Source organism: Caulobacter sp. BE264 (assembly GCF_031457805.1).
Taxonomy (GTDB): domain Bacteria; phylum Pseudomonadota; class Alphaproteobacteria; order Caulobacterales; family Caulobacteraceae; genus Caulobacter.
Map to the genome: position 1 here is coordinate 1 of NZ_JAVDXI010000008.1, position 13,661 is coordinate 13,661.

The following is a 13,661-nucleotide window of genomic DNA, read 5'->3' on the forward strand; positions in this document are numbered from 1 at the left end:
TGACCACTACGCGCCTCGCCGCCAGCCCGGGAACTCAAACCAGAGGGGTCAATTTTGGACGCCGATAGGGGGTCAACTTTCAACGCCGTTTGACACCCGAGACTGGCCGGGCGAGTCAGCAACGAATATCTGCTACGGATGGCCGCCTTTGGTCGATGAGGTATGCGCCATTTAACCTATTGATTTTATTGGATTAATTTTGGAATTCGGTACGAATGGGCGCTAAATCCTAGTTCCCCAGCCACTTCTGCTCATCGATTGTTCGGGGCGCCGCGGTCTTTACAGGCCAGGGCGTCTTGGCGCTTGCATCCAGCGCAACCAGAACTGCGTAGTAAGCTCCAAAGAGGCCGCCTGCAGGTTGCGAAGGCGGGGCGCGGGGTCGAGGGGATGCAGGCCCTCTGCGAGGCGCGGGGGCGATTGCGGTAAAGAGACATGATGCGAGCGACGTCGAGGCTTGTGGTTCTTCTCGCGGCGGTGGTCCTGGCGATCGCCGTCGGGGCGTGGGTGATGATGTCGCGGCGACCGCCCGAGGTCGCCGTGCTTGAGATCCGGCCCGCGACCATCGAGCAGGCGCTGTCTGTGGTCGGCCGTGTCCGGCCGCTCGAGCTGGTGCAGGTCGCCTCGCCCAATTCCGGGCAGATCGTGCGGCTGCTGCATGATGAAGGCGACCGCGTCGCCTCCGGCGCCCCGCTGGCCGTCGTGCTGGCCTCGGTGGAACAGGCGCAGACACAGGTCGACATCGCGCGTGAGCGGGCGGCCCGCGCCGCCGCCGCCGAGGCTCGTCTCAACTATCAGCGGGTCAAGACGCTCCATGATAGGGGCTTCGCCGCCCAGGCCGCGCTGGACGCCGCCCGAGCGAGTCTGGACACCGCCCAGGCCAATGTCGCGGCGGCCTCCGCCGGGGCGCGGGCCTCGGCTGAACGCGCCCAGGAGTTCGTGATCCGCGCCCCGATGGACGGCGTGGTGCTGTTCCGGCCGATCGACAACGGTCAGGTCGTTTCGGCGGGCCAGACGCTGTTTGAGCTGGGCTCGTCCACCGGGGTCGAGATCCGCGCCGAGGTGGAAGAGGTCTATGCCGACGCCCTGCGGCCGGGCCAGGTCGCGCGCGCGGCGCTGTCGGGTTCCTCGACGATCTTTCCCGCCCGCGTGACCGAGGTCTCGCCTCGTGTCGACTCCAGCACCGGCGGGCGTTCGGTGCGGTTGTCGGCGAATGGCGATCAGGCGCTTTCCCCCGGGCGTTCGGTCGACGTGACCATCGTCGTCAGGCAGCGGCCCGGCGCGATCGTGATCCCCCGCGCGGCCGTGCTGGACGCCACCGCTGCGCCCAAGGTCCATGTGGTCGACGCGGGCGACATCGTTCGGGCGCGATCGATCACCGTGGCGCGGTGGCCCTCGGTCAACGCCATTATCGAAGGCGGCCTGCGGGCCGGGGACAGGCTCGTTCTGGAGCCGGCGGCTGTGAAGCCGGGCGCCCAGGTCACCCCCGTCGCCGCCAAGCCGGACCGCTGATCCCGTGTTCGCGTTCAAGGTCGCCCGGCGCTACCTGTTGTCCAACCCCTCGCAGACCCTGCTGCTGATCGCGGGGGTCGCCCTGGGGGTGACGGTCTTCATCTTCATCACCGCCCTGATAGCGGGTCTGGCGGTGCGGCTGACCGATCAGGTGACCGGCAACAGCGCCCATGTCAGCCTGCAGCCGGCCACGCGCGTAGCGCGGGTGTTGCCGGGGCCTGATCTGCCCGTCGAGTCGGTGGCGCTGGTCTCGACCTTCCAGCGTCAGCAGATCCGGGACTGGCCGATGGTCATCGATCTGCTGCGCGCCAATCCCGAGGTGTCGGCGATCAGCCCGCAAATTTCCGGCAGCGCCTTCCTGGTCAAGAGCGAAGCCGTCGCGCCGGTGGCGGTGCTCGGCGTCGAACCTCAGGGCATCGACGCCATTTCCCGCATCACGCCCAACATCATCGAAGGGGATGGGGATCTCGGCGCGAACGGTCTTCTGATCGGTGTCCGCATGGCTGAGGAGTTGGGCCTCGGCGCGGGGCAATCGGTCCTGCTGCGCACCGAACGCGGCGTGGAGCGACAACTCACCGTCCGGGGCGTGTTCCGCACCGGGCTGCAAAGCCTGGACGAGCGCGTCGCCTTTCTGTCGCTGCAGACCGCAAGGCCGCTGTTCGACCTGCCCGAGGGCGTGACCAATATCGAGGTCAAGCTGAAGGACCCTCAGGACGCCCGCGCCACAGCCCGGTTTCTGGGCGAAGCGACCGGGCTGCGCGCCACGCCCTGGCAGGAAAAGAACGTCGGCCTTGAAGATGCTCTGAAGGCCCAGGGGCAGACGGGCACGATGATCCAGATCTTCTCGCTGATCTCGATCATTATAGGCATCGCCAGCGCGCTCGTCTTGTCGGCCTACCGGCGGCGAAGCGAGGTCGGCATCATGCGGGCGTTCGGTGTGCCCGGTGGCTTTATCCTGTGGGTTTTTCTGCTGCAGGGCCTGCTGATCGGCCTGGTCGGCGCCCTGATCGGCTGCGCCTCCGGCTATGGCCTCTGCACCTGGCTGGAAAGCATCACCCGGCCTGACGGCACGTCGATCCTGCCCATCGCGCCCCGCCAGGGCGGCTATGCGGCGGCGCTGGTGCTCACCACGCTGGGCGCGGTGATCGCCTCGATCCTGCCCGCGCGCTCGGCCTCGAAGATCGATCCGCTGGAGGCCATTCAGCAATGACCAATGTGATCGAGGCCCGGGGGATCGAGAAGGTCTTCCACAACGGCGATGAGGAAACGCGGGTCCTGAAGGGCATCGACCTGACGCTGGGCCAGGGCGAGCTGGTGGCCATGGTCGGGGCGTCCGGATCGGGCAAGTCCACCCTGTTGTCGATCATCGGTCTTCTGCTGCGTCCTACCGCCGGAACCCTGAGCATCAGCGGCGAGCGGGTCGATGACCTGTCCGAGCGAATGCGGGCGCGCTTCCGTAATCAGCGCCTGGGCTTTGTCTTCCAGTTCCACCATCTGCTGCCCGACTTCACGGCGATGGAGAACGTCGCTTTCCCGGCCGCCGCGCCGGGCGGGGGCATCTCGCGGGCGATGCGCACCCGGGCGCGCGATCTTCTGGCGCGCGTGGGTCTGGAAGACCGGATCGACTTTCCTGCCGCGCGGCTTTCGGGCGGGCAGAAGCAGCGCGTCGCGATCGCCCGGGCTCTCATGAACCGGCCCGACCTGATCATCGCCGATGAACCGACGGGCAACCTCGATCGGGAATCGGCCGATCGGGTGCTGAACCTGATGCGCGAGGTCAACCAGGAGGACGGCGCCACCTTCCTGATCTGCACGCACGATGACGGTGTCGCGGCGCGATGCGGTCGTCGCCTGACGCTCAGTGACGGCAAGCTGGCGTCGAATGTGCGCGATCCGGGCGTGTCTCTCTAGATCGCCACCCCATGGCGTTCGACATTGGATTTTATCGTCGCCAACGTCAGCGCGGCGTCGCCGCGACGTATTCATCGATTGGCGTTATGTCGGCGCAAGTGCAGTTCGCGATTGCGAGATAGAGGCGTGCCCGGCCGGGTTGAAGCTGCTGTAGCGCTCGTGATGGCCGGGTGTTCAGCGCTTAAATTGCCGGCAATTTCGCCATGACACTGGCGATAATTTCGCGAGAATTGTTACAGCAATTCACGAACGAAGTTTGATTTTAGTCTCAAACTACTTGTTTTTCTGATGGCGGCGTGTAATTCCGGGTGCAAGGGGAATGGAGTTGTGATCGTGGAAGATAAAGCTACCCTAATCGAGCTTACCGCTGAAATCGTCGCTAACTATGTGGCCAATAATTCTACGCCGGTGTCGGACCTTCCGGCGCTGATTCGGGCGACGCACGACGCGCTGGCCGGCATTGGCTCGCCGCCTGCGCCGACGGTTGAAGTGGTGACCAAGGCCACGCCGGCCCAGATCCGCAAGAGCATCACGCCCGAGGCGCTGATCAGCTTCGAGGACGGCAAGCCCTACAAGACGCTGAAGCGTCACCTGACCACCCACGGCATGACCGTGGCCGAGTACAAGGCCAAGTGGGGCCTGCCCAACGACTACCCCACGACCGCGCCCGCCTACAGCGAAGCGCGCTCGCAGATGGCCAAGGCCCTGGGCCTGGGCCAAGGCGGTCGCAAGGGCAAGACGACCCGCGGCCGCAAGGGCTGATCACGTAATCCCTTCCAAACGGAAGCGAACAAGACGGAAAAGGGGACGCGGCGGCGTCCCCTTTTTTGTGCTTGTCACGACGCACAAACCGTCTGCGGCTTCATAAGCGGGCGGGTTCGATAGGGCGTCAGGCCGCCCCGCGCGTGTCCAGCAGCGCGTCGTCCGAGCTCGAGAAAGCTTGGCTCAGGGCCTCGATCAGGGTCTGAATCTCCACCGGCTTGGGCACCACGTCATCCATGCCGGCTTGGGCGTAGCGTGAACGCTCGTGCGTCAGGACGCTGGCGGTGACGGCGATGATCGGGGTGCGTGACCGGCCCTGCGTAAGCTCGTTGCTCCGGATGATCTGACAGGCCTCCAGGCCGTCCATCTCGGGCATGTGGATGTCCATCAAGATCGCGTCCCAATGATCGCTTTGCCACATCGCCACCGCCTCGCGGCCGTCCACGGCGAATTGCGCGTGGACGCCCAGATGGCTCAACAGCGTCAGCAGGACCAGGCGGTTCGTCTGATTGTCGTCGGCCACCAGGATGCGCCGCGCGACGTCTGACGGCGTTTGAAGGGCCGGCGCCCCCAGTCCGGCGGGGACGGCCGACGGGGCCGTCACACGCGCCATCGGGACCGTAAGCGCAAAGCAGGCCCCGCCTTCGGCGGGCGCGGAGAACGTGACGTCTCCGTCCATCAATTCGGCCAGCGCCTTGCAGATCGAAAGTCCGAGACCCGATCCGCCCACACGGCGCGTGGTCGAACTGTCGAGTTGGGCGAACTTGACGAACAAGCGGTCGCGCAAAGCCTCTGGAATACCGACACCGGTGTCGACGACGCGCGCGACAATACGATGAGCGTCGCCGTCCACAGTAACGCGCACGGCGCCGGTGTCAGTGAACTTGATGGCGTTGGAGATCAGGTTCGACAGCACCTGCCGCAGGCGTTCCACATCGCCAAGCCGCCAGTTGCTGGCGCCGGGCATGACCTCGAGCGTGAAGTCGAGACCCTTGTCCCGAGCAAGGCCGCCATACAGTTGGCGAAGCGTGTCCATCTGCGCCGACAGGTCGAACGGCGCCGGGATGATCTCCATCTTTCCGTCTTCGATCCGCGAGACGTCCAGGATGGTGTTGATCAAGCTGAGAAGCGACCGGCCCGAGGCGCTGATCGTGTCCAGTCGTTGGCGTTGGTCCGCGGTCAGAGGACCCGAGCCCATGATCTGCGCCATGCCCAGCACGCCGTTCAGCGGCGTCCGGATCTCGTGGCTCATCGTCGCCAGGAATTCGCTTTTGGTTCGATTGGCCGTCTCAGCCGCCACCGCCAGAGACTGGGCTTCGGTCCGCAGGCGGCGGTTTTCGCTCAGCTCGCGCTCCAGATCGTCGTTAAGGGCCTGGCTGGCCAGGCGCGCGCGCACCTCGCGACTGACGGCGCCACGCATCAGGCTCGACATGCCGATCGCGGTGAAGGCCCCGGCCAAGCCCATGAAGAGGTACTGGTTGACGGCGTCGCCGGGGGCGCGGCTGGACATGATCGCCAGGCAGGCGAGCGCGGCGGCGACACTGATGTTGGCGACGCGTCGGCTCGGCGCCGAGGTGGCGAACGCCAGGGCCAGCAAGACGAAATAGACCAGCTTCTGCGGTTCCAGATGGAACAGGTGGTAGGCGGTGACATGGCTGAGAAACAGCCCGTTCATCACCAGCACCAGAAGCTCTAGCGCGACGCCAACCGTCTTGCCGCGTCGCACCACCAGCCAGGCGCAGAAGGCGTGAAGTGCTGTCGCCGCCGTCAGGCCTTCCAGCACCACCAGGGCTAGACCCGTTTCATAGAAGGGGTGTGCGATGGCGATCAGGAAATTGTAGACCGCCGCCGCGATGAGATAGCCGGCGGCGATGGGCCCATAGGCTTCCGTCAGCGCGGTCTTGAACTGCCGCGAGCCTTGCGTGCCGGAAGGCGCCAACCCCAAGCCCCAATCGTTCTGTTCGCGAACACTGTGCCAGCCGGAAAGTTAAGGGCTGATTTGACAGCGCTGGCTAGACGCCGCTCAAGCTCATCCCAGGGCTGTCAGGCGGCGTTGTTCCCCCGCTGTTCAGGGAGCGCTGCATCCAGACGAGGTCCACCCAGCGTCCGAACTTGTGACCCATATCGGGGAAAACGCCCTTCTTTTCAAAGCCTAGCGCGGCATGAAGGCCGATGGAGGCCGCATTGCCGCTGTCGCCGATGACTGCGCACATTTGTCGCAGGCCCAAAGCTTCACAATGGTCGATCAGGGCCGACAGCAGGGCCCTGCCGACGCCGGCGCCGACCGCCTCGGGCGAGACATAGACGCTGTCCTCGACCGTGTAGCGATAGGCGGCCCGCAGCCGGAACGGGCCGGCGTAGCAATAGCCCACCACCTTGCCGTCCAGTTCGGCGACCAGATAGGGCAGGCCGCGCTCGAGGAAGCCCTGTCGCCGCCGCGCCATTTCGGCGGCGTCGGGCGGGATTTCCTCGAACGTGCCCAGACCGTTCAGCACGTTCCAGCCGTAGATGGCCGTGATGGCCGGGATATCGGCGTCGGTCGACGCCCGGATCACGACGCTCACGCCTTGGTCCAACCCTTCTCAATGGCCCAGACGGCGAAGGCGTAGTCCAGGGCGATCTCCTTGAGGAAATCAAAGCGGCCCGAGGCGCCGCCGTGCCCGGCCTCCATATTGATCTTCAGCAGAACCGGATTGCCGCTGGTGGTCGCGGGGCGCAGCTTGGCGACCCACTTCTGCGGCTCCCAGTAGGTGACGCGCGGGTCCGACAGGCCGCCGGTGGCCAGGATCGCCGGATAGGGCTTGGGCCCGATATTGTCGTAAGGGCTGTAGCTGGCGATGTAGTCGTAGGCGTCCTTGTCCTCCAGCGGGTTGCCCCATTCGGGCCATTCCGGCGGAGTCAGGGGCAGGGTGGTGTCGCTCATGGTGTTGACCACGTCGACGAACGGCACCGCCGCGATGATGCCGGCGAAGAGGTCCGGGCGCATGTTGGTGATCGCGCCCATCAAGAGGCCGCCGGCCGAGCCGCCATAGGCGACGGTGTTGGCGGGCTTGCCATAGCCGGCCGCGTGCAGGTGCTCGGCGCAGGCGATGAAGTCGGTGAACGTGTTCTTCTTCTTGAACTTCTTGCCGTCCAGGAACCAGCTCCAGCCCTTCTCCGAGCCGCCGCGCGGGCAGGCCGTGGCCCAGATCCAGCCCCGGTCCACAAGGCTGAAGTTGCGGATCGAGAAGCTGGGCTCCATCGAGATGCCGTAGCTGCCATAGCCGTACAGCAGCAGCGGCGCTGTGCCGTCCAGCTTGGTTCCCTTCTTCATCAGGACGAAGATCGGCACCTCGGCGCCGTCGGCGGCCTTGGCGTTGAGGCGGCGGGTCTCGTAATTCGACGGATCGTGGCCCGAGGGGATCTCCTGGGTCTTGCGCAGCGTGCGCGTGCGCTTGGCCATGTCGTAGTCGAACCACTGACGCGGCGTGGTCATCGAGTTGTAGACGAAGCGCACCGTGTCGGTGTCGTACTCGTAGCCGCCTTCCAGCGACAGGGCGTAGGCGGCCTCGTCGAAGGCGATGGCGTGCTCGGCGCCGTCCTTGGCGGTGACCACCACGCGGTTCAGGGCGTCGACCTTCTCCAGGCGCACGAACCAGGTCTTGAAGGCCATGGTCCCGGTGATCAGGCGGCCGGGCTTGTGGGCCACCCAGTCCTTCCAGTGGGCCTTGCCGGTCGCCGACTCCGGCGTGGTGACCAGCTTCCAGTCGACGGCGCCGTCGGCGTTGGTGCGGACCACCCAGTGGTCGTTCCAGTGCTCGACCTCGTAGCGCAGCCCCACCTCGCGCGGGTGGAAGACGACCGGCTTGGCGGTCGGGTCGGCGGCCGGGATCAGCAGCGCTTCGCTGGTCTCCTGGTTTCCGCACGAGATGACGACGTACTTCTCGGAGCTGGTGACGCCGACGCCGATGAAGAAGCCCTCGTCCGGCTCGTCATAGATCAACACGTCGTCCTTGGCCGTTCCCTTGATCGGGCGGCGATAGATCTTGGCCGGGCGGCCGTTGTCGTCCCGGAACGTCCAGAACAGCCACTGGCCGTCGGGCGAGAAGCAGAAGTCGCCGGTCGTGCTGTCCACGGCCTCGCCCAGCAGGGCGCCGGTCGCCAGGTCCTTCACATGGATGCGGTAGACTTCCGAGCCCTGCTCGTCGACCGCCCAGGCGTAGAGCTTATGGTCGGGAGAATGGCTGGCCGCGCCGACCTGGTAGAAGGCCTTGCCCTTGGCTTCCTTCTCCTCGTCCAGCAGCACTTGCTCGGCGCCGCCGCCCACGGGCTTGCGCGCGTGGACCGGGTGCTGAGCGCCCTTGTCGTAGCGGGTGTAGTACTCGAACGAACCGTCCTTGGCGGGGACGCTGGCGTCGTCTTCCTTGATACGACCCTTCATCTCCTCGAACATCGCCGCCTGCAGGCCTTCCGTCGAGGCGAGCATGGCCTTGGTGTAGGCGTTCTCGGCGGTCAGGTGTTCCTTGACGTCCGCCTTGATCAGGCTGGGGTCGCGCAGGACCTTCTGCCAGTTGTCGTCCTTCATCCAGGCGTAGTCGTCGGTCCGCGTGCGGCCCAGCTGGGTGATGGTCTTCGGGATCTTCTTGGCCACCGGCGGCGTGGGACGGGCGGCGTTCTCGGCGGTCATGGGGGATCCGAAGGCTGTTCCAGACAAGAGTGTGGGGGACGACGTAAGCACCGCGGCGGCTCCCGTCATCATCTGACGTCGATCCATGAGCAAATTTCCCCGTAACCCTGCACAACGCGCCTCTGCGGCAGAACGACAACTTGCGGCGCGAAAAACCTGTGGTCAAACTCGCTCAAGCGTCGGGCTAGTGAGTAGTAGCGTATCGAGGGGGCGTCATGCCGGTGGACCTCTCCGTCGACCTGATCAAGGCGACGGTCCAGCTGGAGCAGCCGTTGGGCGATGGGTCGCGGACCGTCGGCACCGGCTTCCTGATCTCCGACCCCACGCCGGACGGCAAGCCGCGCACCATCCTCGTCACCGCCGCGCACGTGTTCGAAAAGATGCCGTCGATGACCGCGCGTATCGGTTACCGCGTGCAGGGCTCCGACAGCGTCTGGCGCTATGACCCCGAGGCGCTGAAGATCCGCGACGGCGATCACCCGCTGTGGGTGAAGCATCCCTCCCGCGACGTGGCGGCCATGGTGGTCGAGGCGCCGGAAGAGTTCGTGCGCGCGGCCATTCCGCTGAACTATCTGGCCAAGGACGACACCTTCAGCACGTTCAACCTGGGCCCGGGCGACGAGATGATGGCCCTGGGGTTTCCGCGCGGGCTGTCGGCCAATCCGGCCGGCTTCCCGATCCTGCGCTCTGGCCGGGTGGCGTCCTACCCGCTGGCTCCGGCGACCAACTTCCCGACCTTCCTGATGGATTTCGCGGTGTTCCCCGGCAACTCGGGCGGACCGGTGTTCATGGCCGAGGGCGCGCGTCGTCGCCCGGGCGCCAGCGAGCCGCAGGAGGTGCAGTTTATCGCCGGCCTTCTCACCCAGCAGGTCGAGCTCTCGGGCGAGCGCCTGGAGATCGGCATCGTCACCCACGCCAAATTCATCCGCGAGACTCTGGCCCTGCTCGACCAGCTGCTCGGCGCGCCCGTGGCCCAGGCGCGAGCGTCGAAGCCTGAAGCCCCGATGCCAGGTGCGATTGCGGCGGCCGCCGTTTCGGCCACGGCCATGGGGTCGACGCGCTGACGGAACCACCGGCGGCGAAAGCCCGTTTCTTCTGCGACGCATAATCGCAATGCAGAGGAGCGAAGCCATGAGCACCAATCGTATCGAAGGCGCTATCGACAAGGGCGTGGGCGCGGCCAAGGAAGCCGTGGGCAAGGCGACCGGCAACGAGAAGCTGGAAGCGGAAGGCGCCGTCCAGAAGGCCAAGGGCGACATCCAGAACAAGGTCGGCAAGGCGCAGGACAAGATCGGCGACGCGATCAAGCACTGAACGCCAGCCTACGACTGACGAGGCGGCCGCCGGAGCGATCCGGCGGCCGTCTTGCGTTCACAGCAGCATGGCGTGTTCGAGCCGCAAAGCCTTGGCCAGGGCGTCCACGTCTTCAGGTGTGCTGAAGAAGCCGGGTGTGACGCGGATCACCGGGCCGTTGCGGACGCCACCGCGCCAGATGGTGTGGATACGATAGGCTTCAAACAACCGCTTCTGCACCCGGCGTGCGGCCTCGTCCGTCGTCATGCCCTTCAGGCGGAAGCTGGTGATCGCGCAGTAGCGGGCAGGATCGTCCGGAACGCAGATCTCGACATTCGCCACGTCTTTCACCGCGTGGACCCAGCGATCGCGCAGGCCCCGCATGTGCCGCTCCTTGGCCGCGCCGCCGACCGCGAAGTGGAAATCCACAGCGGTCGGGATGGTCATGACGGCCGCGAAGTTGATGGTGCCCGACGGGATCCGCGCGTTGATGTCGTCCTCGGGAAAGCTCCGGTTCCCGAACGCGATGTCGATGTCGGCCATGCGGCTCTTGCGGACGTACATCGCCCCGGTCCCGAGCGGCGCGGAGGTCCATTTGTGCACCGACCAGCCGACGAAATCGGCGCCGAGATCGTCCAGCTGGAAGTCCAGGCACGCCACGCCGTGCGCGGCGTCAACGATGGTGTCCACGCCGCGCGCCCGGGCCATCGCCACGATCTCGCGAACAGGGGTGACGAGCCCGGTCTTGTTCGAGACCTGGGTGACCAGCAGCAGCTTGGCTTCAGGCGTCCGTTTCAGAACGTCCTCATAGGCGGCCAGGATATTGGCGGTGGTCGCCGGCTCGGGCATCGCGAACTCGACGACCTTGGCGCCCTTGTGGGTTCCCAGCCAGCGCATGGCGGCGATCATGGTGTCGTAGTCGAGATCGCAGCAGATCACGCCGTCGCCCGCCTTCAGCGGCTTGTAGTTGGTGATCAGCATCTGCAGGGCGTCGGCCCCGCTTCGGGCGATGGCGATCTCGTCGGCCCCGCAGCCGACCAGCCGGGCGATGGACGCCTGCGCCGCCCGGAACGCGCTGGTCCAGCCCTCGCCGCCCGGCAGCACGTTCCGCGCCCAGACGGCGTTGGCGCGGTTCACGAGGGCGGTATTGCGTTCGAAGGCCTCGGCCACCACCCGGGGCATCATGCTCCAGTAGCCGGCCTCGAGGTTGTGATAGCCGGGCTCCACGTCGAACTGCTTGTGAAGGTCGGCGACGGGGATGGTGTTCGGGGCCAGTGGGATCGTGGTTGCGCTCTTTGGCGCTTGGGCGTCCGCTCGCCCGGCGAGCAAGGCTGGCGCGGCGAGGCCGGCGACGGAAAGCAGGTGGCGGCGGCTGGGCGCGAGGGGCATCGAGATCCTCTGGTTGGCCGAGGTCGGCGGGGGAGCAGCCCATGAACCGACGCAGGACGCAAGATTGTCCGGCCCTAGCTGGGAGGGCGAGGCGCTGGGAGACGGGGTCTTGGGCAGCGATGGCGCGACGGCGTGCAATCGCCGGCGCTCATGCGCAATCACGAAAAGTGGCTTGAGCGTCAGTTGTCAGTTTGATTGGTGGGAGAGGGGTAGGAGAGGGAACAGAAATGCATAATTCGATGAAGGTTTGTGCGTCCGTCATGGTCTTGGCGATCGCATCGCCGAGCCTGGCTCAAGACTATTCACAGTTTTCGGACGCCGCGATCGAGCGTGAGCTGGCCCAGAAGGCCGACGTCACGATGTTCGAGATGGTGCCCATGCGCGACGGCGTGCGGCTGGCCACCAATGTCTATCGGCCCAAAGGCGCCAAGGGCCCCCTGCCGACCATCCTGATCAAGACGCCGTACAACGAGCTTTCCTACAAGGTGGGCAGCAGCCGCAGCGCGCTGGAGGCGATCAAGCGCGGCTATGCCCTGGTGCTGCAGAACGAGCGCGGCCGCTTCTACTCCGAGGGCGACTGGGAGATCCTGGGCAAGCCCCAGACCGACGGCTACGACACCCTGACCTGGATCGCCAAGCAGTCCTGGTCGAACGGCAAGGTCGGCACGCGCGGCTGCTCGTCCTCGGCCGAATGGCAGCTGGCTCTGGCCGCCCAGAACCACCCCGCCCACGCCGCCATGGTCCCGCAGGCGTCGGGCGCCGGGATCGGCAAGGTTGGCGAGTTCGAGGAGCAGGGCAACTGGTACACCGGCGGCGTGCCGCGCAACCTGTTCTTCGTCTGGCTGTACGGCGTCGACAACCCGCTGAACCCGCAGCCGCCCAAGGGGCTGGACCAGGCGACCATCGCGCGTCTGGCCAAGTACAACGACCTGGCGCCGAACAAGCCCGCCGTCGACTGGCCCAAGCAGATCCGTCACCTGCCGGTCGCCGACATGCTGAAGGACCTCGGCGAGCCGAGCGGCACGTTCGAAGAGCTGATTGGCCGCAAGGGCCCCGCCGATCCGGCCTGGCGTAAGGGCGGGCTCTATCACGACGACGCGGGCTGGGGCGTCCCGGCCCTGTGGTTCAATTCCTGGTATGACGTGTCGATCGGCCCGAACATGGCCCTGTTCAATCACGCGCGGACGGTGAACTCCGACAAGGAGGCCAGCGCCAACCAGTATGTGGTGGTGACGCCGTCGAACCACTGCGGCTTCAATTCGCGGGTGCTGAGCGGTCCGTACAAGTCGGGCGACCGCGCGCTGGGCTCGATCGACTTCGACGCCGAGAAGGAAGTCTACGCCTTCTTCGACCGCTGGCTGAAGGGCGACACGGCCGCGTTCTCGGCCTCGACCCCGCCGGTCCGTTATTATTCGATGGGCGCCAACGCCTGGCGTGAATCGGCCCAGTGGCCGCCGCAACAGGCCAAGACGGTGCGCTTCTATCTGCGCTCGGGCGGCCGCGCTAACAGCCTGAACGGCGACGGCAAGCTCTCGACCGCCGCCCCGGCTGCGGGCGAAAAGGCTGACCGTTACGTCTATGATCCGGCCAACCCGGTGCAGACCATCGGCGGTGGCGACTGCTGCAACGGCGGCCTGGTCATCGCCGGGGCCTTCGACCAGCGTCCGATCGAGGCGCGCGACGATGTCTTGGTCTACACCAGCGAGCCGCTGACCGAGGCCATGGAGGTCTCCGGCTTCGTGCGCCCGGTGCTGCACGTGTCGTCGGACGCCAAGGACACCGACTTCGCGGTCAAGCTGGTCGACGTGGCTCCGGACGGCACGGCCTACATCCTCGGCGACACCATCATGCGGGCCCGCTATCGCGACGGCTATGACAAGCCCAAGATGCTGACAGCCGGCGCGGTCAGCGTCGTGAAACCCACGCCGATCACGACCAGCAACACCTTCCTGCCGGGACACCGGATCCGGATCGAGATCACCTCGTCGAACTTCCCCAAGTTTGTCCGCAACCTGAACACGGGCGGCGACAACGAGAAGGAGACCAAGTTCGTCGTGGCCCGCAACGCGATCCATCACGCGGCGGGTCAGGAGTCCTACATCGAACTGCCGGTGGTCCCGGCGAAGTAGCC

9 protein-coding genes and 2 pseudogenes are annotated in these 13,661 nt (G+C 66.2%); 7 read left to right on the top strand and 4 right to left on the bottom strand.

The window, feature by feature from the left end:
• Positions 1–432: 432 nt before the first annotated feature.
• The 4 genes from J2X45_RS17440 (at position 433) to J2X45_RS17455 (ending at position 4,182) form a co-directional block, all read left to right on the top strand.
• Positions 433–1,509 carry an efflux RND transporter periplasmic adaptor subunit gene (locus J2X45_RS17440; RefSeq protein WP_310217339.1) on the top strand — a complete coding sequence of 359 codons (1,077 nt, stop codon included), beginning with the start codon at positions 433–435 and terminating at the stop codon, positions 1,507–1,509.
• A gap of 4 nt (positions 1,510–1,513) precedes the next feature.
• A complete protein-coding gene (locus J2X45_RS17445; protein WP_310217341.1) occupies positions 1,514–2,719 on the top strand; it encodes an ABC transporter permease in 1,206 nt (401 codons plus the stop codon).
• The gene (locus J2X45_RS17450; RefSeq protein ID WP_310217343.1) at positions 2,716–3,420 is read left to right on the top strand and encodes an ABC transporter ATP-binding protein; all 705 of its coding nucleotides are present in this window, start codon (positions 2,716–2,718) and stop codon (positions 3,418–3,420) included. Before J2X45_RS17445 ends, J2X45_RS17450 begins: the two co-directional genes overlap by 4 nt.
• A gap of 333 nt (positions 3,421–3,753) precedes the next feature.
• Entirely contained in the window at positions 3,754–4,182 is a 429-nt protein-coding gene (locus J2X45_RS17455) for a MucR family transcriptional regulator (RefSeq protein ID WP_310217346.1), read from the top strand.
• A 127-nt stretch (positions 4,183–4,309) separates the two neighbouring features.
• Here the strand turns inward: J2X45_RS17455 and J2X45_RS17460 are convergent, their stop codons facing one another.
• From J2X45_RS17460 to J2X45_RS17470, 3 genes are all read right to left on the bottom strand, one after another.
• Positions 4,310–6,121: an ATP-binding protein gene (locus J2X45_RS17460; protein WP_310217348.1), complete on the bottom strand. Its 1,812-nt coding sequence runs from the start codon at positions 6,119–6,121 to the stop codon at positions 4,310–4,312.
• A gap of 73 nt (positions 6,122–6,194) precedes the next feature.
• Entirely contained in the window at positions 6,195–6,746 is a 552-nt protein-coding gene (locus J2X45_RS17465; protein WP_310217351.1) for an N-acetyltransferase family protein, read from the bottom strand.
• On the bottom strand, positions 6,743–8,935 hold the full coding sequence (locus J2X45_RS17470) for a S9 family peptidase (protein ID WP_310217355.1): 2,193 nt from the start codon (positions 8,933–8,935) through the stop codon (positions 6,743–6,745). The genes J2X45_RS17465 and J2X45_RS17470 overlap by 4 nt, the downstream gene beginning before the upstream one ends.
• Before the next feature lie 20 nt (positions 8,936–8,955).
• Here J2X45_RS17470 and J2X45_RS17475 point away from each other — a divergent pair.
• Together J2X45_RS17475 and J2X45_RS17480 are read left to right on the top strand one after the other, a co-directional pair.
• Positions 8,956–9,912: pseudogene (locus J2X45_RS17475) on the top strand (trypsin-like serine peptidase).
• Positions 9,913–9,961: 49 nt separating this feature from the next.
• A pseudogene (locus tag J2X45_RS17480) lies at positions 9,962–10,173 on the top strand (CsbD family protein); the annotation flags it as partial.
• Between the two features lie 46 nt (positions 10,174–10,219).
• On the opposite strand, the gene J2X45_RS17485 reads toward J2X45_RS17480, so the two are convergent.
• Positions 10,220–11,668 carry an aminotransferase class V-fold PLP-dependent enzyme gene (locus J2X45_RS17485; protein WP_310217359.1) on the bottom strand — a complete coding sequence of 483 codons (1,449 nt, stop codon included), beginning with the start codon at positions 11,666–11,668 and terminating at the stop codon, positions 10,220–10,222.
• 89 nt (positions 11,669–11,757) lie between these two features.
• Here J2X45_RS17485 and J2X45_RS17490 point away from each other — a divergent pair, with 89 nt between their 5' ends.
• Positions 11,758–13,659 carry a CocE/NonD family hydrolase gene (locus J2X45_RS17490; protein WP_310217361.1) on the top strand — a complete coding sequence of 634 codons (1,902 nt, stop codon included), beginning with the start codon at positions 11,758–11,760 and terminating at the stop codon, positions 13,657–13,659.
• Positions 13,660–13,661: the final 2 nt, after the last annotated feature.

Excerpts from the sequence above, each read along its gene's own strand:
- J2X45_RS17440 (WP_310217339.1), top strand. The coding sequence starts at position 433 with ATGATGCGAGCGACGTCGAGGCTTGTGGTTCTTCTCGCGGCGGTGGTC.
- J2X45_RS17450 (WP_310217343.1), top strand. The coding sequence starts at position 2,716 with ATGACCAATGTGATCGAGGCCCGGGGGATCGAGAAGGTCTTCCACAAC.
- J2X45_RS17470 (WP_310217355.1), bottom strand. The coding sequence starts at position 8,935 with ATGGATCGACGTCAGATGATGACGGGAGCCGCCGCGGTGCTTACGTCG.
- J2X45_RS17490 (WP_310217361.1), top strand. The coding sequence starts at position 11,758 with ATGCATAATTCGATGAAGGTTTGTGCGTCCGTCATGGTCTTGGCGATC.